An 18,817-nucleotide genomic window follows, 5' to 3' on the forward strand; every position below is an offset into this window, starting at 1 on the left:
GATGCTCAGCTGCGTGTGGCGGCGCCGAAGCGGCGGACAACGCGACGTTCGACCACCACGGAGCGCTGCGCGCCCTGTTCGCCGGCGATCACGCGCGTCGCCGTGATGCGGCTGTTGGCGCGGGCCTGCTTCTTCACCTCGGCCTGGACGACGTCGAGCGGCATCCCCATCAAGGCTGCGGCGATCTCGGCCTGCTGCGCCTGGTCGTCGGTGATGCCGATCGCAGCGAAGATCGCCTCGTCGAGGGTCGGAGGATCGTGGCGCACGCGCCGTGTGCCATATTTGGTATTCCAGTCTGCGCTCATAACGGCCTCATTTCGATGCCGGATACCTAGTGCCGCCAATGTTGCATTGCAATATGGAATCGGTGTGGCATCTCAGCTATGCACCGGTCTGGTGTCACAGCGGTGACGCAGCACCTGCGCCGACCTCCACCCGTTGCTGGGGCCAACGCTTCAGGGCGGCGTGTCCGGCTTCGGTGAGCCGGTAGATTCCCCGCTCAGCGCGTTCGAACCAGCCATACACATTGTTAAGCAAGATCTTGCCGGCATCGGGGCAGCGTTCGCGCAGCGCGCGCACCTGTTTCGGCCCCTCGGCAAGCGCCGCCGCGCAGGCCAGCGCCTGCTGGCGATAGGCCGTCATGATCGGTGCGCGGGTGCTGCCGCCAAGCACGGGATCGCCCTGGCGGCGCTGATGCTCGGCAACCAGACGCGAGCGCACCTTCGGCTCGCGGCGCGGTGCCGCGGTCGGCGGCTTCACCAGCACTTCGACCTGGCCGCGATCGGTCACGCCAAGCATGCCGAAGCCGAGGCGGCGGCAGAGATTGCGATAGCGCGCATCGCTCTCGCGCCCCTTGCCGCGCGCGGACATCTTCGCTGCGATCCAGACCTCGTCGCCGGCCGGCGCGCGATCGACCGCCTGCAGGATCAGCTCGAGATTGAAGGCAAGCTTGAGCTCGCCGATCACCACGACGGGTGGATCGCCGGCGCTGAGGCCGACGAGATCGCAGCCGCCGATCTCGCCCTTGACCGTGAAGCCGAGCTCTTCGAGGAAGCGTTTGACGGGGAGGTAAAGCGCGGTTTCCAAGGGACGTCCGATCGGAGAATCAGTTGCAGACAGTCTAGAGCCTTCTCGGCCCCTATTGAATCGGAGCCGATGTCTCTAACTGTCGGATCGGAACGCGATTAGACCCGGCCGCCGACCGGGACCAGCGCGCCGGTGACGCCGCTGGCGGCATCGCTGGCGAGGAACAGGATAACTTCGGCGAGTTCCTGTGGCGTCACCCATTTGGAAAAGTCCGCCTTCGGCATGTCGGCGCGGTTGGCCGCGGTATCGATGATCGAGGGCAGGACGGCATTGACGGTAACCTTGCCCTTCCACTCGTTGGCGAGCGCCTCGGTCAGGCGATGCACGCCGGCTTTCGACGCAGCATAGGGGCCCATGCCGCTGCCGGCCTGCAGTGCGCCCATGGCGCCGATATTGACGATGCGGCCGGCCGGGGACTTGGCAAGGTGCGGCAGCGCCGCGCGCGAGGCGTTGAGCGCCGTCAGGACGTTCAGCGCGTGCATGCGCTGCCACGTCGCGATGTCGCCGTCGCCGACGGTCTCGAAGGCGAAGCCGCCGGCGATGTTGATCAGCGCGTCGAGCCGGCCGAAATGCTTCGCCGCCGCATCGACGGCATTCTTCGCTTGCCCCGCGTCGGACAGGTCGACACCGCCCATCACGATGCGTTGGGGCGTCTCTGACAATTGCGAGGGCGCATGATCGATCCCGGCAATCCGCGCGCCGCGGGACCGTGCCATCTCCGCGACGACTCTGCCGAGTGCGCCGAGCGCGCCAGTCACGACAACTACTTTCCCCTGCACGATTGCTCTCCATCGTTATCCTTCACTGACTATTGCGCGGGGTGGATTGCGCTTGCAATGGCGGCAACATCAAGACTGGGCTACAAATGCAACTTTAGATCGTTGAGGAGGTCATTTCATGTCTGACAATTTGCCAACCGTCGAATTTCCCGCTGCGATCGTCGACCTGACATATCCGCTGATGCGGCTCCGACAGGCGTTGGGAGACAAGGGACCAGTGCGCATCGTCGCCATGGGCTCGTCGTCAACAGCCGGACGAGCCGACGTCGTCCCGTATCCCTATAGGCTGGAGATGTATTTGCGGCAGTATTTCAAGGATGTGGTGCCGCGGCCGGACATCCGGATTGACGTCCTGAACCGGGGCAAGGGCGGCGAAGAGGCAACCGAAGAGCTTGGACGCTTCGATGTCGATATTTTTCGTGATGATCCGGCATTGGTCATCTGGCAGGTCGGAACCAACGCGGTCTTTCATAACGACAAGTATGACGTGGATATCGTTGCCGGGGACATCAGGAAGGGCCTGGCGCAATTACGCGCTCGCGGCTTCGAGGTTCTGGTGATCGATCCGCAATACGTGACGAAGATGCTTTGGGATGACCGCGCCGAGCTCGCTGACAAGATGGTCCGGCTGATCCGCGAAGCTGCCAATGAGGCAAGTGTGAATTTGTTTCGGCGTTGGTCGCTGATGCGGCACTGGCACGTGCAGAACAATGTCTCGTTCGATCAATTGATCGACACGAGTGATCCCGACAAGCTGCACCAGAACGATTGGAGCACCCAACAACTTTCCTTGGCGCTCAAGAATGCCATCATCAAAGCCCTCGGGCCGATGGCCTGAGGCTACCGCCGCTGGTCAAGCCTGCAGATAACGCTCCTTCAGTGCGGTGCGCTCTGCCGTGCCGAGCTTGAGCCCGTCGCGCAAATAGGTTTCGAGATCGCCATATTCGCTGCCGACCGCTTCGAAAGCGGCCGCCAGGTAAGAGGCCTCGACGCTGCCGATCGCGTCAAGGACATCGGCGGGCAGATCGGAGGCGTTCGACGGGTCGCGCTTGTAGTGCCGGTTGGTCAAGAGGTAATCGTCCGCAATGACGTCGTCCGCCACGCCCAGCGCGTGCAGGATCAGCGCGCTGGCAAAACCGGTGCGGTCCTTGCCGGCGGTGCAGTGGATCACGAGCGGCGCGCGGTCTTCCAGCAGATGGCCGAACAGCGCGCGGTAACTGTGGGTGTTGTGGCGGACATAGTTGCGGTAGGACTCGCGCATGAGCTCGAGCGCCACGGCCGCGGTCAGCGTGCCCTTCGCGAGCTCGGCGCGCAGCGCGGCCACGACGGTCGGCTCGATCGGCAGCGAATGCACCGTGATCTCGTTCACGACGCAGATGCCGGCCGCGCGCTCCTCGACACCGCGGAAATCGAAGGCGCTGCGCACGCCGAGCGCGCGGACGATCTCGACGTCGGCCGCGGTGAGCTGGCCGAGATGGTTGGAGCGGAAAATGTGCCGCCAGCGCGTGGTGCGGCCATCGGCGGTCGGGTAGCCACCGAGGTCGCGGAAATTGCTGGCACCCTGGAGGGCGAGATGACGGGCAGGGGAGTCCTTGAGGGAGGAGTCTTGCATGGGATCAGCTTGGGTTATGGTTCCACCGGATGCACGTTCGGCATCTTGCGGTCTATTACAGGGGGCGATCATGGGCCGGCACAAGGCCATTGTTTTGACGGTCAGCATGCTGGCGGGCGGAATGCTCGGTGGACGGCAGGCCGATGCGCAGACCTTCCAAACCTATCGCTGCGCCGATGGTACGCAGTTCATCGTCGGGTTTTATGACGGCGACAAGCGCGCCTTTCTCCAGATCGACGGCGAGCCGGTCGCGCTCGCCAAGCGGCTGGCGGTTTCGGGGGCGCGCTATTCGGGGGCGGGAGTTACGCTGAGGATTCCCAAGTCCGGCCCCACCACCGTCAAGCATCTGAAACGGCCGGTTACCGCCTGCGCGGTGGTCGAAAAGTCCGGGATCTAGCCCGGGGGCCGCCTGGAATCGAAAAGGGCCGAAACGCCGTTGTTTCGACCCTTGTTCAAACTGTCGCCGGCCGGTTGCGAGAGCCTGGCACTGTCGGACCAGCAGCTGGCATCAGCGTTCCCATTTGGGCTTGGCTTCGTCGACCGCGTCCTGGTGGTACCAGCTATCGCTGCAGATCGAGACGTTCGCTGGCAGCGAAGCCTGATCGGCGGGAAAGCGGGTCTCGCCATAGCGGCGTCCGGCGAGGGCCGCACGGCCGCCGACGGGGAATTGATAGATCTTTGCAGATCCGTGACTCAGACCATTGTTCATCATTGCGATTCTCCTTGGTCGAAGCGCCTTGGCCTCCATGGTGCGCCCGACTCGTTCGATTGTGGTTACTGGAATCCCCATATCGGCCCCTCGTCCCGGATTGGAAAGTGCTGAAAAGGAAATCAGTTTCCGCCCAATTTGTAGGCAGGCAGCCTTCTGCATCCTCCAAGGCACGCTGCCGCTGACCAACGCGTGGGCCATTCCGAAGGTTGCTGGGGAGGGGTGGGGGAGTTTGCGAAAGTTACCGGACGTTGATGCGCGTTTCATCGGCAACGCGCGGGGCGGTGTCAGCTGCTTCTGAATCGGGCGTTTTCCGCGGGATTTTTGCAGTGCAGCTTCACGTCAAGGTGCGCGGCTATGACGCACGGTGCCGTGGAGGCCTCGCCCGCGGCGAGGAGGAGCCGGAAGCAGTGGAAAACAGCCCGTTCTGCGGCCTTTTGGCACGCAAAATGCTTGGGAAGGGCCGGCCGATGATGGCCGGGTACAAAACGTGCGGGGGCCGCCAGGCCCCCAACCTTTCGCATCATCTACAGAGAGGCTCAATGACCAAGTACAAGCTCGAGTACATCTGGCTCGACGGATATACGCCGACTCCGAATTTGCGCGGCAAAACTCAGATCAAGGAATTCGCGTCGTTCCCGACGCTCGAGCAGCTTCCGCTCTGGGGCTTCGACGGCTCCTCGACCCAGCAGGCCGAAGGCCACAGCTCCGATTGCGTGCTGAAGCCGGTCGCCGTGTTCCCGGACGGTGCGCGCACCAACGGCGTGCTGGTGATGTGCGAAGTCATGATGCCCGATGGCAAGACCCCGCACGCCTCCAACAAGCGCGCCACCATCCTCGACGACGCCGGCGCCTGGTTCGGCTTCGAGCAGGAGTATTTCTTCTACAAGGACGGCCGTCCGCTCGGCTTCCCGACATCGGGCTATCCCGCGCCGCAGGGCCCGTACTACACCGGCGTCGGCTTCTCGAATGTGGGCGACGTCGCCCGCAAGATCGTCGAAGAGCATCTCGACCTCTGCTTGGCCGCCGGCATCAACCATGAAGGCATCAACGCGGAAGTCGCCAAGGGCCAGTGGGAATTCCAGATCTTCGGCAAGGGCTCCAAGACCGCTGCCGACCAGATGTGGATGGCCCGCTACCTGATGCTGCGCCTGACCGAGAAGTACGGCATCGACATCGAATTCCACTGCAAGCCGCTCGGCGATACCGACTGGAACGGCTCGGGCATGCACGCCAACTTCTCGACCGCCTATATGCGCGAAGTCGGCGGCAAGGAGTATTTCGAGGCGCTGATGGCCGCCTTCGAGAAGAACCTGATGGACCACATCGCCGTTTACGGCCCGGACAACGACAAGCGTCTGACCGGCAAGCACGAGACCGCGCCGTGGAACAAGTTCAGCTACGGCGTTGCCGATCGTGGCGCTTCGATCCGCGTTCCGCACTCCTTCGTCAACAACGGCTACAAGGGCTATCTGGAAGACCGCCGTCCGAACTCGCAAGGCGACCCCTACCAGATCGCTTCGCAGATCCTGAAGACGATCTCGTCCGTGCCGACCGACAAGAAGGCCGCGGCCTAAGATCCTCCCGGCCCGGGCTGGGGGCTGGCCCGGGTTGGCATTCAATCCGCCGGAGCGACAAGCTCCGGCGGATTTTTGCATTGTGATGACAGCTGTTCCTCTGCCAGTCGGCCCCGGCGCCGGGAAACTTGTCCATCGCCGCCGAAAGCGGGATAGAGTGCGTCCGGATGCGCGCAGGGCCGGGGACACGGCTGGTGTTTGAAGGCTTCTACAAGGTGAGATTTCAGCTCGGCGATTCCGTCGGCCGCAGCGTGATGCATGCCGGCAATGGCAAGATGCTCGGCGGCAATTCGGCTTTCGCCCATATCGGCAGCTACGAGAAGACCGACAGCGGTGTCGACGTCGTCATCAAGACCGTCCGCCACAATCCCGATCTGAGCTACCGCGCCATGGCCGGCACCGACGATGCGACCCTGATCGCGAAGGGCTGGGCCGACGGCGATCTCTATCGCTTCAAGGGCGAGCTCAAGGAGCTGCCGGGCGTGCCGTTCCAGTCGCTGATGACGCCGATCACCGAGGAGGAGGTGCCGATCGCGGGCGGCGTCGGCGAAGCCGGCATCAGCGACGGTCTTTACTCCATCCACCTGCGCATGCTCGACGGCCTCGACGGCGGGCTCACCGGGGTGATGCTGCTCAACCAGGGCCGCATCCTCGGCGGCGATGCGGCTTTCTACTATCTCGGCAGCTACACCGCCGCGAAGGGCCGCTGGAAGGGCCAGATCCTCAACCAGGAGCACACGCCGGCCAAGGACGATCCGATCTTCGGCGGCCACGAGGTCGGAATCGGCTTCTCCGGCAGCTACGACGCGGAGCAGGCGGTTCTGGAGGCAGCGGCGCTGGCCGGCAAGCGATCCTTGCGTCTGACCGCTGCGCTCAAGCTGATGCATCGCGCCTGATTGCGTCGGGAGCTATCAATGGAAAATGTCCGCATGCTCTCGACGCTCGGCCTGATGGGCGCGATGCGGAGCCTGTCCACCGCCTTCGAGGTCATCAGCGGCATCCATGTCGATGCCGATTTCGCGCCGACGCTGGCGCTGCTCAAGCGGTTGCGCGCGGGCGAGGCCGCCGACCTCGTCATCCTCACCCGCGAAGGCCTCGACGAGATGATCGGCGAAGGCCAAGTGGTCGCCGCGAGCGCAGCGGATCTGGCGCGCTCCTTCGTCGGCATCGCCGTGCGGGCAGGGCAAGCGCACCCCGACGTCGCCAACGAAGCCGCGCTGCGCCAGGCGTTGCTCGCCGCGCGGTCCGTCGCCTATTCGCGGCTCGGCGCAAGCGGCGTGTACTTCGCCCAGCTGATCGTGCGGATGGGCATCGCGGCAGAGATCAACGCCAAGGCCAGCATCGTCGAGCAGGGCTTTACCGCCGAGCGGCTCGTGACGGGCGAAGCTGACCTCGCCGTGCAGCAGATCAGCGAGCTGAAGCAGGTCGGCGGCATCGAGGTGGTCGGCCCGATCCCGCGCGAGCTGCAGACGCCGGCCGTGTTCTCCGCTGGCCGCATGGCGAATGCGAAACATGCCGGCGCCGCGGACCGCTTGCTGCGCTATCTGGCATCGCCCGAGGTCGCCCCCGTCCTGCGCCAGTCGGGACTCGAGCCTTGAATTTGCCGAGCCACAGACGCAACGTGACGATCATGCGGATTTTCCTCCTTGCCATGCTGCTGGCCTTCGCCGCGCCCCAGACGGCGCAGGCGCAATCGGCCGATCTCGTGTTGTGCGACCGTCTCGCCGCCGATCCCAGCGATCCCGACAAGCCGGCCGACGTGAAGGGCGTCGCGGAGATCGCGTCCGCCGACATCGCAACCGCGGTCAAATTCTGCAGGCAGGCGGCCAACGCCTCGCGTCGCGCGATGTTCGAGCTCGGGCGCGCTTACGCGGCCAACCGGCAGACGGCAGAGGCGATCGCCGCCTGGCGCAAGGCGGCCGACAAGGGATCCAGTGCGGCCATGGTCGAGCTCGGCGTGCTCTACGGCACCGGCGCCGGTGTCGCCAAGGACGAGGCGCAGGCGCGAAAGCTGTTCGAGAAGGCGGCGCAGGCCGGCAACCCGCGCGGCGTCAGCAACCTTGCCGCGCTCGGCAGTGCAGGCGGCGCCGCGCCGGCCGACCCCGCCCAGGCCCGCGCGCTGCTCGGCAAGGCCGCCGAGACCAATGCGGAGGCGCAGTACCAGCTCGGCCTGATGCTGTCTGAAGGCGATGGCGGCGCAAAGGACGACGTCGCGGCGCGCGCGCTGTTCGAGAAGGCGGCGGCGCAAAACCATCCCGGCGCGCTGGAGCGGATGGGGGCCTTCGCGCAGGAAGGCCGCGGCGGTCCGAAGGACAAGGACGCCGCCAAGGCCTATTACGAGCGCGCCGCAGCGCTCGGCGACGAGGACGCCAAGAAGGCGCTGGAGCGCATTCGCTGTCCCTATGCGATCAAGGACAAGCAGGGCAAGCTCGTCACCACGCTGTGCTTCTGATTGATCGCGCTCCCTTCAAGAGCGGCCAGTCGCAATGGGCGCGCATCGGGCAGGTGAACATCGGCCCTCATCCGGGCCGCTAAAAACAAAACTCCGAAAACAACCCCATGCACAGTAGGGCCCCCGCTGAAATCACAGCGAAATTCGCGCTTACGGATTTTACGAAGTTCGTTTGACCCGTCGGGCAAAACAGGGGTATAGTGGTATCATGGCCACCGACGTTTTCGAGCAGGGCCCCTGCGCGGAAAGGCCGGATGGAATCGGTGCGGCAGCGGTGCTAGGTAGCCCTCGATTCCATTTTGATTTGCGGGCGAATTGCATTGCTGGACGGACTCTACAAGGTTGAATACGGCGTCAACGATGCGTTCGGCTGCAGCATCATGTGCTTGCATGACGGCAAGATGCTGGGCGGCAATTCGGGCTTTGCGCATCTCGGCACCTATGTCGAGCGCGACGGCGAGATCATCGCCCAGGTCATCACCGAGCGGCACAACCTGGACCCCAGCTACAAGCCGCTGATGGGTGCCGACGTCGCCTCGATCCGGGCGCGCGGCCGGCTCTACGGCAACCAGATCCGTCTCGAGGGCGGCGCGGACACCATGCCTGGTGCCAGGTTCTGGGCCAATCTCACGCGCCTCGACGACGAGGGCTTGCCGCCGAGCGGTGCGGTCGGACCGGGCGGCATCGCCAACGGGCTCTATGGCATGAAGCTGAGCGCGCTCGACGGCGTCGATGCCGGATTGTCCGGCGTGATGCTGCTGATCGACGGACGCATCCTCGGGGGCGATGCGTTCTTCTACTATCTCGGCTCCTATTCCTCGGCGGACGGCCGCTGGAAGGGCGAGATGCTGAACCAGGAGCACACGCCGGCGAAAGGCGAGAACCCCGTGTTCGGCGGCCTCGAGGTCGGCATCGGCTTCTCCGGGACCTGCACGGAAGACAGCGGCGAGCTCGAAGGCATCGCGCTCGCGGGGAAGCGAAGCTTGCGGCTTGCGGCGTCGCTCAAGCTGATGCGAAGGGCGTAGGGCGCACACTCATTGGCATCGGGTGTCCGCTTCGTGAGCTGCATGCCTGGGGTTGGCTAGGTGCGGGTAGACCGATTCCTTCCGCCCGTATCGCAGCAAGAGCTGTCGGTATGCTCTTGCCTGGCGTCCCAGATCAGCTGCTAGATCAGCTTTCAGAACGGCGTCGTTCTCAACGGCAGCAAACCGATCGAAGGCAACTGCTCTTTCAAGGTAGTAGAATCAGGGCTCCAGTGCAGTGGCAATTCCTTGCTCGACTGGCGATTAACCTGCATCAGCAACTCTTCAAGAATGGAAGGAAAGCAGCAGTTCGCAAGGAACGGCTCGGAATAAGCCTTGTTGCCCGACATCGATGACACATGTCCCTCCCTCGACTAACCCGGCCAGCACTGCTGACCGGGTTTTTCCTGCATGGAGAGACCACCGACCCCTGCGGCTCTGCTGTCGCGCGGACTTTCTCGGTTAAGGGCGCGCTTGGTATCACCATCCCGCCTTTCGTCCTTGTGAGCGCCGAAGCCATCAACTGACGTCTCCCCTTGGCTGGTGGCTGACCTCCGCTCTGCTCGTCGCATTGTCCGCTTCCGAGGTGAGGAGTGGCGTCATGCACACCGCGAGGCATCCTTTGTCGTCGCCTCTCTGTCCAGCACGTCGTTTTTCGGGCTGCTCGTTGGTTTAATTCTCGCCCCAAAAGCACTTCACGGGAAGAATTAATTATCCTAGATTTAATACACGTTAATTATTGGAAATATTAAATACGGTAAATCACGAGCATACCCGAGGAACTTTTGGCCAGGTCATTGCGCATGCAAGTGCCCTAGGGCCCAAACTCGTTCTATCCGTACGGAGCTGGCTGGCATGGATCGAGAATACCTTGACGCGTTGTCCATGGATGAATTGTGGGCGCTGCACACGCAGGTCGATCAGATCCTCGCGGCGAGACTCGTTGCAGAAAAGCGCGAGCTCGAACGGCGGCTCGATCAGCTCGGCCAAGGAGCAAACTCGAACGAACCGGCGAAGAACTCCCCGGCGAAGCACTAGGACGCGAAGCCAGTTTTTAGCGGGACTCGGGGTTTGTTATATTTAGTGATTGAACTCGATTAACTTTATTTAATTTACTCAGATTGGCGGACGTGTTTAATTGCAAGAGTCATGAGGAGGCGCGATGTCCTCATACGAACACGACGACCGGCGCGAGTTTTTGAAGACCTGCGGAAAATTCGCCGCCGTAACTCCTCCTGCCGTGACCATGCTGATGTCGACATCAACTCGGTCGCGGCGTCTGGCGGGGAGGGCGCGGGGTCCCACGAACACCATCATCACAAACACGGTGAGATTAGCTGAGGGTCGCTCCGGGGCGCGGCTTGCCGCTCCATCTCTTCTCGCGACGAAATCAGTGGGGAACGTGCTCAGGGTCGAACCCTAGGTACGTCGCCACGCGGAGGACCCGGCCATGGGTGGTCTCCACCATATCCAGACTTCCTCGTCGGCCCCGCGGGCCGATCTCTTCAAATCGGCCAAGGTGCCTGCGGGCAATCCTTGGGCGGATGCTGCTGCCGCTGCTGCTCTTCTTCGTCACCGTTTCGAAGCGCTCGCTTCTCAGCTCGCCGAACTGGAAGCGCTTCGCGTACGAGTGCTTGAGGCTGAGCAGAAGCACGACCCGAAATTGATCTGATGAAAGGCTGGGCCGGGCATCAGTAAGCGCCGTTTAGCGCATAATGAACTCGGCCACTTTCAGCTTCTGGTGACCTATTGGCCTCTGAAGAGTGTTGCCGCGCCAAAGAGTAGGGCGCATTGGAGGCAGATATGCTCAGGTCGGTGATCAAGTCTACGGTCATAGCAACGTTGTTGATCACCCTGATTGGCCCGCCGGTCATCACCCAGGCCTTTGGCCACGGGAGCGGTGGTGGTGGTGGCGGTGGTGCTGGGGGCGGTGGTGCTGGTGGCGCTGGAGCTGGCGGTGGTGCCGGTGGGGCTGGTGGCGCTGGAGCTGGCGGCGGTGGTGCTGGTGGTGCTGGAGCTGGCGGCAGTGGTGCCGGCGGCGCTGGTGGTGCTGGAGCTGGCGGCGGTAGTGCCGGTGGCGCTGGTGGTGCCGGGGCCGGCAGCGGTGGTGCGGGTACCGCTGGTGGTGCCGGTGGCAGTTATGGCGGGGGCCATCATGATGCTGGTGCATACAGCTTGCCCTATTCCAGCCGGCTGGGCACGAACATGCAGCTGATTCAAAGGAGCAAGGCCTGGTCTGGTGGTGGCTGGATTCGTGAGGATACTTTTTATCCACTCCGCGGACGCGCTCCCCGGCTGGGGTGGGATATGTGGAGGCACGCGGCGCCCGTGTCGGACCTCCACAGGCTTCACAAGGCGCAGCGAACAAGGCTCGAGCCGCGCGACACGCGGAAGATGCTGTCGGGCCAGAAATCTGTGCAATCGTTCGGGACGCGAACCTTATTGGACGCGCGTCGCGGGGAGGGCGATGCGACGGCTAGCCGCCGACCGGTAAATCGTTCACGAGTCGAAGTACAGGTAGCGCCGCCATCCTTGATCGAGCCTAAGGAAGAGCAAACGACTGGCGCGGCGCCGGTAGATGCGTCGGCGGATGTGGTCAAGATCACCCCGCCAGCCGCGATCGAGCGCGAAAGCGAGCAAACGATCGGCGCGGCATTCGTAGATGCCTCGGCGGATGTCGCTCAAGTCAACCCGCCCTCCGTTATTGAACAGTACGACGCGTCGACAACGCTGTCACTCGACGGGCTGGTAGCGATGATGATGGCACTCGTCGCACTTGGTATCCCATTGCTCCTTCACCATAAGGATGCCCGACGCGTGTTGGCCTATGCTGCGACGCGTCGCTCCGAAGCACGCCTCGACGATGCTCGCCCCGTCTACTTACTGTGTCCACCGCGGATCGAAGCCGATCCCGATCTTGAATCTAATTGGGAAGCGTCCGTGAGAAACGTTCTCAACACAATAAAAGAGGCTGAGGTCGAGATGGCTTCCTCACGACAGCTCCGAAAACCCGCGTGAAGCCCTCCCTGAGTTTGTTGACGCTGATCGTGCCTTTGAGGTTTTGGGAGACCTACCCGTCGCCTAAACAGGTGCGTCGATGCCGGACTGTCCGGCGTGATGCTGCTGATCGACGGGCGCATCCTGGGAGGCGATGCGTTCTTCCACTACCTCGGCTCCTATTCCTCGGCGGATGGCCGCTGGAAGGGCGAGATGCTGAACCAGGAGCACACGCCGGCGAAAGGCGAGAACCCCGTGTTCGGCGGCCTCGAGGTCGGCATCGGAGTCTCCAGGAGCTGCACGGAAGACAGCGGCGAGCTCGAAGGCATCGCGCTCGCAGGGAAGCGAAGCTTGCGGCTGGCAGCCTCGCTCAAGCTGATGCGACGGGTGTAGGGCAAGTGCTCACGAACGTCGGATGCCGGCGTCGTGAGGTGAAGCAGGCCTGATGGGTCGCCCTCGCCAATGTCAGCAAGCGGTCCGATGCCAAGTTCGGCCTAATTGAGAGATCGACTGAGCTTAGGAGAGAAGGATGCTATTGAAAGCGAAAGTGGCCGCCCGCCTTCCAGCCAAGGATCTGGATCGGGCTCGGGCGTTCTATTCCGAAAAACTCGGCCTTGAGCCGATCGAACAGCGCGAAGGCGGATTGCGCTATGTCTGCGCAAATGGCGAGTTTGCGATATTCGTCTCAGCTGGCACGCAATCCGGCACGCATACGCAAATGGGCTGGGAAGTCGAGGATATCGAAGCAACAGTGCGCGAGCTTCGCGCGCGAGGAGTCAAATTCGAGGAATATGATCTGCCTGGTCTGAAGACGGTCGAGGGGATTGCCCAAATAACCGGGAACTACCCCAGCAAGGGCACCGGTGAGCGAGGTGCGTGGTTCCGCGACAGCGAAGGCAATCTTCTTGGGATCGGTCAGCCAATACGTTCCTGACGGGCGGCTGGGGCGTAGTTGGCGCTCGAGGCGATCGGCAGCGCGAGCGCTGCCTTCAACGAAGGGCGCGATGGCCTATCCAACAAGCCTGGCCAATCTCGCGGTGGGTATTGATCCGAGCGTTCGCAGAACGCGTCGTTGGTGGCTGCGGCGGGCCGGAGATTGACGGGAGCGCAAGGACTTCGTGGTGAGCTCTTAGCCAGTGTTTCTGACCGCCTCAGCCAGAACGGCGTAAAGCTGCTGCCTGCTGAATTCCTTTGTCTGCTTCCTCTCTGCTGTATTCGATGACACCTTCTGCGCGATTGGACGGGCGCAGGCTGCCGTCGACGGCCTCAGCTTCGGGGCCGGCCTTATCTGGGGCCGTGCTGTGGGCGGCTTGTGACCGCGCTTCAGGCCCAGACGATTCAGCATACCGCAAACCGCGTTACGACTGCAGCCGAGATGGCGCGCAATCTGCGCCGCGCTCTGTCCTGCGGACCAGAGCCTTTTCAGAAGCGCTATGTCTTTCGCATCCCATCCCATGAAAGATATTATAACACCGACTGCCGTACCCCGGCCAGTCTAGTCTTCTTCCGGCTCGCGCACGACCGCCGGTTCATCATCATCGTCTTCCTCATCGTCGTCCTCATCGTCTTCATCGTCCTCGTATTCATCGGGATCCCGGGGCGGCATCACGATGTGCATCAGCGTGAATAGTGTCCAGCCGATCGCTGTGGTGGAAACTGCTTCGGAGGTGTGTTGCTTCATGCCTTTGTGCTCCTCGACAAATACGTGCGCTCGCAAATTCTTGGGCGGCTCATGCAGGTGGCAGGGGCGCGATGCAGATCAGGTTGATTGCACCATCAGCGGGCGTCAGGCTAACCGGCAGCGTTTTCGGCTACTTGATGCCCGAGGACCCATTGGGCTCTATGTTCACCAAAACCTCGCCGGCAGAGATTTCGGGAACTCCAAGATCGAGGTCGGGTAGACTGGCTTGAACAAATGCCAGTATCTTGGCGTTCGCTGCGTTGGCGCTTTCGCGGTCGTCAAATATCATCACGGCGATACCGACACCGTCGCCCGCATCCAGCACATGGTAAGATCTGAATCCCGGCGATTGCCTCAGGATCTCACCAACGCCGCTCTTTGCGCGACGAGCGGCGTCCGCTACCGAACGAACCTTGCTGTACTTGCGAATGACCATGTACATGGGGCACCACGTGCCATACGCCCAATCGCATCAAAGCATTTCGGTCGCGCTCGGACTAGTGCCAACTTCCGCGATGGACCTCGCGTCCGGCCGGGCGGACCGCGCAACGCGCCTTGCCAATGAGCCATCCTCGGTGCTGAGGCTCAGGAGCCCTCGAACTTGAACGATACATTGAGCTTGGCGCGGTAGGCCTCGACCTTTCCCTTGTCATCCAGTTGCATATCGAGCTTGACGACCTCTGCAACGCGAAGATCCCGGAGAGATTTAGCAGCTTGCTCGACCGCATTGGCGGCCGCCTTCTCCCATGAGTCGGTGCTGGTACCGATCAGTTCAATGACCTTGTAGATGCTATCGGGCATGTTCGTCCTCCTAATCGGCAGGGAGCAGGAAGTGTAGCATCAGGAAATCGACGCTGATACGCCCAACGGATGCCGCGGAAAAGGTCCGACTGTCTGTCACTTTCCTGTTCGACCCAAGGAAGAACTCGGGTTGTCCTGTCGGGGATTGCGTTCGCATTTCAGCTCGTAGGATGGGGTGAGCCCTTGCGAAACCCATCATGCTTCGTCGCATATGGTGGGAGCGATGGGTTGCGCCGGCGCTCCACCGTCCTACGCGCCGGCCAGACCGGCAGTCAGCGGAGACCGCCGTTCATCCGCAAGGATCGCACGAAGTCGATCACTGCCAGCGCCATGACGCTGACAACAATGATGATGAGCGGGATGGCCTTGATCCAGGCCACCAGGATTCCAAGAAACGCCAGGACGAGCGCAAGGCCGATGATCCCGGTGATCACATTGGTCATCGCATCTTCCTTTTCGCCGCACCGGGAGCCGATTTCGCCCCGGCGCTCGGGACCTTGCACCGAGTGCCACTAGCCCTGACAAGCCAGTGCGCCGTGCGCAAGAGGCGGGCATCGTTTCCGCGGCGGCCGACAAGCTGAACGCCCAGCGGAAGGCCGGTTTCGGAGCTCATCAACGGCAGGCTGATGGCGGGCACGCCGAGATAGGTCCAGAGCGTGCAGAAAATCGGGTTGCCGGTCGTCTCAATTCCGGGCGCCGCGCCGGGGGCTGCGGGCGTCAGGATGGCGTCGTATTCGTCAAAGATATGGTCCAGCGCCTGATTGAGCGGCGCAATCCCGGACAGTGCGTTGCAATAATCCACCGCGAGATGCGTGCGACCGCGCTCGATCGCCTGGCGCAGCCGGGTGCTCAGTCTGTCGCCGCCCCGTTCGTAGTCGCGCCGCAGATTGTGCGCCATGTCGACTTCCATGATGATGCCATGCATATCGACGGCCTTGGCGAAGCGAGGGCCAAGCTCGACTTCGCTCGACGCGTCACCCAAAATCTCGATGAGCTCGGCAAAGGCATCCCGCGTCACCGGCTCGGCCTGATCCCAGACCGGAGAGTGAACGAAGGCAAATCGCGGCGGTAACGGCGGCTCGCTCGCCGCTACGGCGGTGAATGGCGGACACGCAACGGGCCGGGTGTCCGGATCCTCCTGGTCGAAGCCGACCAGGACCTCGGCGAGCAGGGCCACGTCCTCGACGCTGCGCCCAAACACGCCGACATGATCGAGCGTGCGCGACAATTCGAGCGCGCCGCTGCGCGGAATCAGGCCATGCGTGGGCTTGAAGCCGACCACGCCACAGAAGGCGGCAGGACGGATCACGGAGCCGTTGGTCTGCGAGCCGATGGCACCTGGTGCCATCAGCGCCGCAACGGCCGCGGCGGAGCCCGAGGACGATCCGCCCGGCGTGTGAGCCGTATTGTGCGGATTTCGCGTCTTGCCGGGATTGTAGTACGCGTACTCGGTGGTCACCGTCTTGCCGAGGATCACGGCTCCTGCCGCCTGCAGACGCGCCACGGCCGCCGCATCGCGACGCGGCGTGCGTCCGGCCCACAGATCCGATCCGAATTCCGTCGGCATGTCGCCAGTGTCGAAGATATCCTTGATGCCCAAGGGCACGCCATGCAGCGGGCCTACGGCCTTGCCGTGCTTGCGATGATCGTCGGCAGCCTCGGCCTGCCGAATCGCGTGGTCGCGATCGAGGAACGCCCACGCATGGATGTCGTGATCAACCTCATCGATGCGCTTGAGGCAGTCGCCGACAAGTTCCACCGAGCTGAACCGGCCGTCGCGGATGCCGGCCGCAGCTTCGGTGAGACGCAGTGCGCAGAGACTCATCTCGCCTCGTCCTCAATTCTGCGAAAGCTCGTTCTCATAGCCGGGACCAGTAGTTCGGCAGCCAAAGCGCCATGCCCGGAAAGATATACATGAGCACCATGAACGCCACCACGATCCAGATGTAGGGCATCACGCCCGAGAAGATCTGGTTGATCGTCACATGCGATGGCGCGACACCCTTCAGGTAGAACGGTGCCATTGCCACCGGCGGCGACAGGAACGAAGTCTGCAGGTTCAACGCGACCATGACGCCGAAGAACAGCGGATCGATGCCGAACTGCTTCAGGAGCGGCAGGAAGATCGGCAAGAAGATGATGATGATCTCCGTCCATTCCAGTGGCCAGCCAAGCAAGAAGATGATCAGCTGGGCCACCAGCATGAACTGCCACGCCGAAAGGCCGAGGCCGACGACAAATTGCTCGATATAGGCCTGCCCTCCCAGCAACGCGAATGCCGAGGAGAAGATCGCCGAGCCGACGAACAGCCAGCAGACCATTGCCGTGGTGCGGGCGGTGAGGAAAACCGACTCCCGCAGTTTATCCATGGTAAACGCATTGTTCGGAAGCAGCGCGCACATGACGAGGATCGTCAGGGCCGCGGCGGCGATAGGGACTGCGTTCAAGCGCGGCAGGCCGAAGTAGCGAACGCCGATCAGCCAGACGACAACGGCCGTCATGATCACGGCGTAGCTGCGCAGGATGAGCAGGTTGTGGCGCTTGGAATAGTCCGCGCCATAGCCGATCGCGAGCAGCAGCGCGCCGAAGGCGCCGATCGCCGCCGATTCGGTAGGAGTGGCCAGTCCTGCAAAGATCACCGCGAGCACGACGAAAGTCAGGATCGTCAGCGGCATGAACGATACCAGCACTTCGTAAAGCACGGTGCCAAGCGGCGCGCTACGCTCCTCCTTCGGCAATTTCGGCGCGAGCTCCGGTTTCCACGTCGCAAGTGCCATGATGTAGACGAGGTAGGCGGCGGTCAGGCCGAAGCCGGGAATGAAGGCGGCAAGATAGAGCTTGATGGGAGAAATGCCTGCGGTTGCGGCATACAGGATCAGCATCACGCTCGGCGGAATCAGGATGCCCAGGGTGCCACCGGCGCAGATGACGCCTGACGCCAGCTTGTTGTCATAGCCTGCGCGCAGCATCGCCGGCATCGCCAGCAGGCCCATCAACACGACCACCGCACCGACGATTCCGGAGGCAATGCCCCATAGGGCGCATACCACCATGGTCGCAAGGGCAAGCGAGCCGGGCAGACCGCCGATCGCAAGCTGGAGGGCGCGGAACATGCGATCGAGAATATTCGCCCGGTCAATGATGTAGCCCATGAAGGTGAAGACCGGGACCGAGATCAGGACGTCGTTCGAAGAAACCTCGAAGGCCTTCTGCACCAGCAGCGTAAATACGCGATTGGACGTGAGCTCCTGGCCTGGCACGTAGTAGGCGTAGAAACCGAAGCTGACGCCCATCGCCATCAGCGTAAAGGCGATCGGGAATCCCAGCACGATCAGAAAGATGAAGATGATCAGCATCGAAATGCCGAGTTGGGGATCGGTCATGCCGAGCCCCCTGTGCGGACGGACGGAGCCTGCCGGTCATGCTCGGCCAGATATTGCTGTTGGTGCAGGATGACCGTTTCCATTTCCTCGACGTCATGCAGTCGCTGAGGCCATTGGCCGTCGCGGATACAAAGGATGCATCGGATGATCTCGGCGACGCCCTGGATCAGGAGCAGCGTGCCGGCGAGGGGGATCAGTGCCTTGAGCGGAAAGACCGGGATGCCAGCCGGACTGAAGACGCTCACTTCGCGAAAGCCTACCGACATCGAGGCGTAGTTGAAGCCAGCATAGACCAGAGCGAGAACGCCCGGAAGAAAGAACAGGACGAAAAGAACGAGATCGATCGTCGCCTGGGTGCGTGGCGCCCACGTCCTGTAGATGAAATCGCAGCGCACGTGATTGTTGCGCGCCAGCGCATAGGCACCCGACATCAGGAAGAGACCGCCATAGGTGATGTAGCTGAAATCGAAAGCCCATGTGGTGGGTGCGTTCAAGGCATAGCGGACGAAGACCTCGTAGGTTACCGACATGCTGAGAATGAGGATCAGCCAGGCGAATGCCTTGCCGACCCAGGTGCTGAGTTCGTCGATGAAGAAGAGGAAATTTCTCATGCGAGCTTGGCCCGCGGCGAGTAGCACATCCGGATGTCCCCCAACCAATTTGGTGCCCGGGCGGCGCTTGCACAGCGCCACCCGTCATCATGCAGCGTCAGTGCTGC

General features: G+C 62.7%; 28 protein-coding genes. 14 read left to right on the forward strand and 14 right to left on the reverse strand.

Annotated elements, in window-relative coordinates:
* Window positions 1–5: 5 nt before the first annotated feature.
* The 3 genes from N2602_RS18030 to N2602_RS18040 all read right to left on the reverse strand — a co-directional run bounded on the left by N2602_RS18030 (window position 6) and on the right by N2602_RS18040 (window position 1,865).
* A complete protein-coding gene (locus N2602_RS18030; RefSeq protein ID WP_172788495.1) occupies window positions 6–305 on the reverse strand; it encodes a hypothetical protein in 300 nt (99 codons plus the stop codon).
* 94 nt (window positions 306–399) lie between these two features.
* The gene (locus N2602_RS18035) at window positions 400–1,086 is read right to left on the reverse strand and encodes a DUF2161 domain-containing phosphodiesterase (RefSeq protein WP_172788496.1); all 687 of its coding nucleotides are present in this window, start codon (window positions 1,084–1,086) and stop codon (window positions 400–402) included.
* Window positions 1,087–1,184: 98 nt separating this feature from the next.
* Complete coding sequence (locus tag N2602_RS18040; RefSeq protein ID WP_260383456.1) at window positions 1,185–1,865, reverse strand: SDR family oxidoreductase; 681 nt, start codon at window positions 1,863–1,865, stop codon at window positions 1,185–1,187.
* Between the two features lie 118 nt (window positions 1,866–1,983).
* On the opposite strand from N2602_RS18040, the gene N2602_RS18045 reads away from it, so the two are divergent.
* The gene (locus N2602_RS18045) at window positions 1,984–2,703 is read left to right on the forward strand and encodes an SGNH/GDSL hydrolase family protein (protein WP_260383457.1); all 720 of its coding nucleotides are present in this window, start codon (window positions 1,984–1,986) and stop codon (window positions 2,701–2,703) included.
* 15 nt (window positions 2,704–2,718) lie between these two features.
* Here N2602_RS18045 and N2602_RS18050 read toward each other — a convergent pair whose 3' ends face one another.
* Window positions 2,719–3,477 (reverse strand): tyrosine-protein phosphatase, encoded by a 759-nt coding sequence (locus N2602_RS18050; protein ID WP_172788498.1) that lies wholly within the window; start codon window positions 3,475–3,477, stop codon window positions 2,719–2,721.
* Between the two features lie 70 nt (window positions 3,478–3,547).
* On the opposite strand from N2602_RS18050, the gene N2602_RS18055 reads away from it, so the two are divergent.
* The gene (locus N2602_RS18055; RefSeq protein ID WP_260383458.1) at window positions 3,548–3,874 is read left to right on the forward strand and encodes an MliC family protein; all 327 of its coding nucleotides are present in this window, start codon (window positions 3,548–3,550) and stop codon (window positions 3,872–3,874) included.
* Window positions 3,875–3,985: 111 nt separating this feature from the next.
* On the opposite strand, the gene N2602_RS18060 is transcribed toward N2602_RS18055, so the two are convergent.
* A complete protein-coding gene (locus tag N2602_RS18060) occupies window positions 3,986–4,189 on the reverse strand; it encodes a DUF2735 domain-containing protein (RefSeq protein ID WP_172788500.1) in 204 nt (67 codons plus the stop codon).
* A gap of 539 nt (window positions 4,190–4,728) precedes the next feature.
* Between N2602_RS18060 and N2602_RS18065 the strand changes: the two genes are divergently transcribed.
* From N2602_RS18065 to N2602_RS18085, 5 genes are all read left to right on the forward strand, one after another.
* The gene (locus N2602_RS18065) at window positions 4,729–5,763 is read left to right on the forward strand and encodes a glutamine synthetase beta-grasp domain-containing protein (protein WP_172788501.1); all 1,035 of its coding nucleotides are present in this window, start codon (window positions 4,729–4,731) and stop codon (window positions 5,761–5,763) included.
* A 194-nt stretch (window positions 5,764–5,957) separates the two neighbouring features.
* Entirely contained in the window at window positions 5,958–6,659 is a 702-nt protein-coding gene (locus tag N2602_RS18070; RefSeq protein WP_260383675.1) for a GrlR family regulatory protein, read from the forward strand.
* 18 nt (window positions 6,660–6,677) lie between these two features.
* Window positions 6,678–7,361, forward strand: coding sequence for a substrate-binding domain-containing protein (locus N2602_RS18075; RefSeq protein ID WP_172788502.1), 684 nt, complete (start codon window positions 6,678–6,680; stop codon window positions 7,359–7,361).
* Window positions 7,362–7,393: 32 nt separating this feature from the next.
* Complete coding sequence (locus tag N2602_RS18080; RefSeq protein WP_172788503.1) at window positions 7,394–8,215, forward strand: tetratricopeptide repeat protein; 822 nt, start codon at window positions 7,394–7,396, stop codon at window positions 8,213–8,215.
* A 320-nt stretch (window positions 8,216–8,535) separates the two neighbouring features.
* Window positions 8,536–9,240, forward strand: a complete 705-nt coding sequence (locus tag N2602_RS18085) for a GrlR family regulatory protein (RefSeq protein WP_212257593.1) — start codon at window positions 8,536–8,538, stop codon at window positions 9,238–9,240.
* Between the two features lie 152 nt (window positions 9,241–9,392).
* Here the strand turns inward: N2602_RS18085 and N2602_RS18090 are convergent, their stop codons facing one another.
* Window positions 9,393–9,587 carry a hypothetical protein gene (locus N2602_RS18090; RefSeq protein ID WP_260383459.1) on the reverse strand — a complete coding sequence of 65 codons (195 nt, stop codon included), beginning with the start codon at window positions 9,585–9,587 and terminating at the stop codon, window positions 9,393–9,395.
* A 505-nt stretch (window positions 9,588–10,092) separates the two neighbouring features.
* Between N2602_RS18090 and N2602_RS18095 the strand changes: the two genes are divergently transcribed.
* The 7 genes from N2602_RS18095 (at window position 10,093) to N2602_RS18120 (ending at window position 13,168) form a co-directional block, all read left to right on the forward strand.
* A complete protein-coding gene (locus tag N2602_RS18095) occupies window positions 10,093–10,275 on the forward strand; it encodes a hypothetical protein (RefSeq protein WP_172788470.1) in 183 nt (60 codons plus the stop codon).
* Between the two features lie 124 nt (window positions 10,276–10,399).
* Window positions 10,400–10,660, forward strand: a complete 261-nt coding sequence (locus N2602_RS38935) for a hypothetical protein (RefSeq protein ID WP_373569492.1) — start codon at window positions 10,400–10,402, stop codon at window positions 10,658–10,660.
* Window positions 10,661–10,687: 27 nt separating this feature from the next.
* Window positions 10,688–10,909, forward strand: a complete 222-nt coding sequence (locus N2602_RS18100) for a hypothetical protein (protein ID WP_172788506.1) — start codon at window positions 10,688–10,690, stop codon at window positions 10,907–10,909.
* A 231-nt stretch (window positions 10,910–11,140) separates the two neighbouring features.
* Complete coding sequence (locus N2602_RS18105) at window positions 11,141–11,452, forward strand: hypothetical protein (RefSeq protein ID WP_260383460.1); 312 nt, start codon at window positions 11,141–11,143, stop codon at window positions 11,450–11,452.
* Between the two features lie 317 nt (window positions 11,453–11,769).
* Window positions 11,770–12,255: a hypothetical protein gene (locus N2602_RS18110; protein ID WP_260383461.1), complete on the forward strand. Its 486-nt coding sequence runs from the start codon at window positions 11,770–11,772 to the stop codon at window positions 12,253–12,255.
* A 99-nt stretch (window positions 12,256–12,354) separates the two neighbouring features.
* Window positions 12,355–12,627: a hypothetical protein gene (locus tag N2602_RS18115; protein ID WP_409241919.1), complete on the forward strand. Its 273-nt coding sequence runs from the start codon at window positions 12,355–12,357 to the stop codon at window positions 12,625–12,627.
* 136 nt (window positions 12,628–12,763) lie between these two features.
* Entirely contained in the window at window positions 12,764–13,168 is a 405-nt protein-coding gene (locus tag N2602_RS18120; RefSeq protein WP_212257597.1) for a VOC family protein, read from the forward strand.
* A 195-nt stretch (window positions 13,169–13,363) separates the two neighbouring features.
* On the opposite strand, the gene N2602_RS18125 is transcribed toward N2602_RS18120, so the two are convergent.
* From N2602_RS18125 to N2602_RS18160, 8 genes are all read right to left on the reverse strand, one after another.
* On the reverse strand, window positions 13,364–13,690 hold the full coding sequence (locus N2602_RS18125) for a GcrA family cell cycle regulator (RefSeq protein ID WP_260383462.1): 327 nt from the start codon (window positions 13,688–13,690) through the stop codon (window positions 13,364–13,366).
* 39 nt (window positions 13,691–13,729) lie between these two features.
* Window positions 13,730–13,915 (reverse strand): hypothetical protein, encoded by a 186-nt coding sequence (locus N2602_RS18130; protein ID WP_260383463.1) that lies wholly within the window; start codon window positions 13,913–13,915, stop codon window positions 13,730–13,732.
* A 130-nt stretch (window positions 13,916–14,045) separates the two neighbouring features.
* Window positions 14,046–14,357, reverse strand: coding sequence for a hypothetical protein (locus N2602_RS18135; protein ID WP_172788510.1), 312 nt, complete (start codon window positions 14,355–14,357; stop codon window positions 14,046–14,048).
* A 143-nt stretch (window positions 14,358–14,500) separates the two neighbouring features.
* On the reverse strand, window positions 14,501–14,716 hold the full coding sequence (locus N2602_RS18140) for a dodecin family protein (RefSeq protein WP_212257599.1): 216 nt from the start codon (window positions 14,714–14,716) through the stop codon (window positions 14,501–14,503).
* A gap of 272 nt (window positions 14,717–14,988) precedes the next feature.
* A complete protein-coding gene (locus tag N2602_RS18145) occupies window positions 14,989–15,159 on the reverse strand; it encodes a hypothetical protein (protein WP_172788512.1) in 171 nt (56 codons plus the stop codon).
* Window positions 15,156–16,475, reverse strand: a complete 1,320-nt coding sequence (locus tag N2602_RS18150; protein WP_260383464.1) for an amidase — start codon at window positions 16,473–16,475, stop codon at window positions 15,156–15,158. Before N2602_RS18150 ends, N2602_RS18145 begins: the two co-directional genes overlap by 4 nt.
* Window positions 16,476–16,575: 100 nt before the next feature.
* The gene (locus tag N2602_RS18155; protein WP_172788514.1) at window positions 16,576–18,099 is read right to left on the reverse strand and encodes a TRAP transporter large permease subunit; all 1,524 of its coding nucleotides are present in this window, start codon (window positions 18,097–18,099) and stop codon (window positions 16,576–16,578) included.
* Window positions 18,096–18,791, reverse strand: coding sequence for a TRAP transporter small permease subunit (locus N2602_RS18160; protein ID WP_260383465.1), 696 nt, complete (start codon window positions 18,789–18,791; stop codon window positions 18,096–18,098). The genes N2602_RS18155 and N2602_RS18160 overlap by 4 nt, the downstream gene beginning before the upstream one ends.
* Window positions 18,792–18,817 lie beyond the last annotated feature (26 nt).

Source organism: Bradyrhizobium sp. NC92 (genome assembly GCF_025200865.1).
Lineage (GTDB): Bacteria > Pseudomonadota > Alphaproteobacteria > Rhizobiales > Xanthobacteraceae > Bradyrhizobium.

Excerpts from the sequence above, each read along its gene's own strand:
- N2602_RS18050 (WP_172788498.1), bottom strand. The coding sequence starts at position 3,477 with ATGCAAGACTCCTCCCTCAAGGACTCCCCTGCCCGTCATCTCGCCCTC.
- N2602_RS18075 (WP_172788502.1), top strand. The coding sequence starts at position 6,678 with ATGGAAAATGTCCGCATGCTCTCGACGCTCGGCCTGATGGGCGCGATG.
- N2602_RS18155 (WP_172788514.1), bottom strand. The coding sequence starts at position 18,099 with ATGACCGATCCCCAACTCGGCATTTCGATGCTGATCATCTTCATCTTT.
- N2602_RS18115 (WP_409241919.1), top strand. The coding sequence starts at position 12,355 with ATGCTGCTGATCGACGGGCGCATCCTGGGAGGCGATGCGTTCTTCCAC.
- N2602_RS18065 (WP_172788501.1), top strand. The coding sequence starts at position 4,729 with ATGACCAAGTACAAGCTCGAGTACATCTGGCTCGACGGATATACGCCG.
- N2602_RS18100 (WP_172788506.1), top strand. The coding sequence starts at position 10,688 with ATGGGTGGTCTCCACCATATCCAGACTTCCTCGTCGGCCCCGCGGGCC.
- N2602_RS18080 (WP_172788503.1), top strand. The coding sequence starts at position 7,394 with ATGCGGATTTTCCTCCTTGCCATGCTGCTGGCCTTCGCCGCGCCCCAG.
- N2602_RS18140 (WP_212257599.1), bottom strand. The coding sequence starts at position 14,716 with ATGCCCGATAGCATCTACAAGGTCATTGAACTGATCGGTACCAGCACC.
- N2602_RS18125 (WP_260383462.1), bottom strand. The coding sequence starts at position 13,690 with ATGGGATGGGATGCGAAAGACATAGCGCTTCTGAAAAGGCTCTGGTCC.
- N2602_RS38935 (WP_373569492.1), top strand. The coding sequence starts at position 10,400 with ATGTCCTCATACGAACACGACGACCGGCGCGAGTTTTTGAAGACCTGC.
- N2602_RS18135 (WP_172788510.1), bottom strand. The coding sequence starts at position 14,357 with ATGTACATGGTCATTCGCAAGTACAGCAAGGTTCGTTCGGTAGCGGAC.
- N2602_RS18120 (WP_212257597.1), top strand. The coding sequence starts at position 12,764 with ATGCTATTGAAAGCGAAAGTGGCCGCCCGCCTTCCAGCCAAGGATCTG.
- N2602_RS18060 (WP_172788500.1), bottom strand. The coding sequence starts at position 4,189 with ATGATGAACAATGGTCTGAGTCACGGATCTGCAAAGATCTATCAATTC.
- N2602_RS18045 (WP_260383457.1), top strand. The coding sequence starts at position 1,984 with ATGTCTGACAATTTGCCAACCGTCGAATTTCCCGCTGCGATCGTCGAC.
- N2602_RS18030 (WP_172788495.1), bottom strand. The coding sequence starts at position 305 with ATGAGCGCAGACTGGAATACCAAATATGGCACACGGCGCGTGCGCCAC.
- N2602_RS18055 (WP_260383458.1), top strand. The coding sequence starts at position 3,548 with ATGGGCCGGCACAAGGCCATTGTTTTGACGGTCAGCATGCTGGCGGGC.
- N2602_RS18145 (WP_172788512.1), bottom strand. The coding sequence starts at position 15,159 with ATGACCAATGTGATCACCGGGATCATCGGCCTTGCGCTCGTCCTGGCG.
- N2602_RS18095 (WP_172788470.1), top strand. The coding sequence starts at position 10,093 with ATGGATCGAGAATACCTTGACGCGTTGTCCATGGATGAATTGTGGGCG.
- N2602_RS18130 (WP_260383463.1), bottom strand. The coding sequence starts at position 13,915 with ATGAAGCAACACACCTCCGAAGCAGTTTCCACCACAGCGATCGGCTGG.
- N2602_RS18090 (WP_260383459.1), bottom strand. The coding sequence starts at position 9,587 with ATGTCGGGCAACAAGGCTTATTCCGAGCCGTTCCTTGCGAACTGCTGC.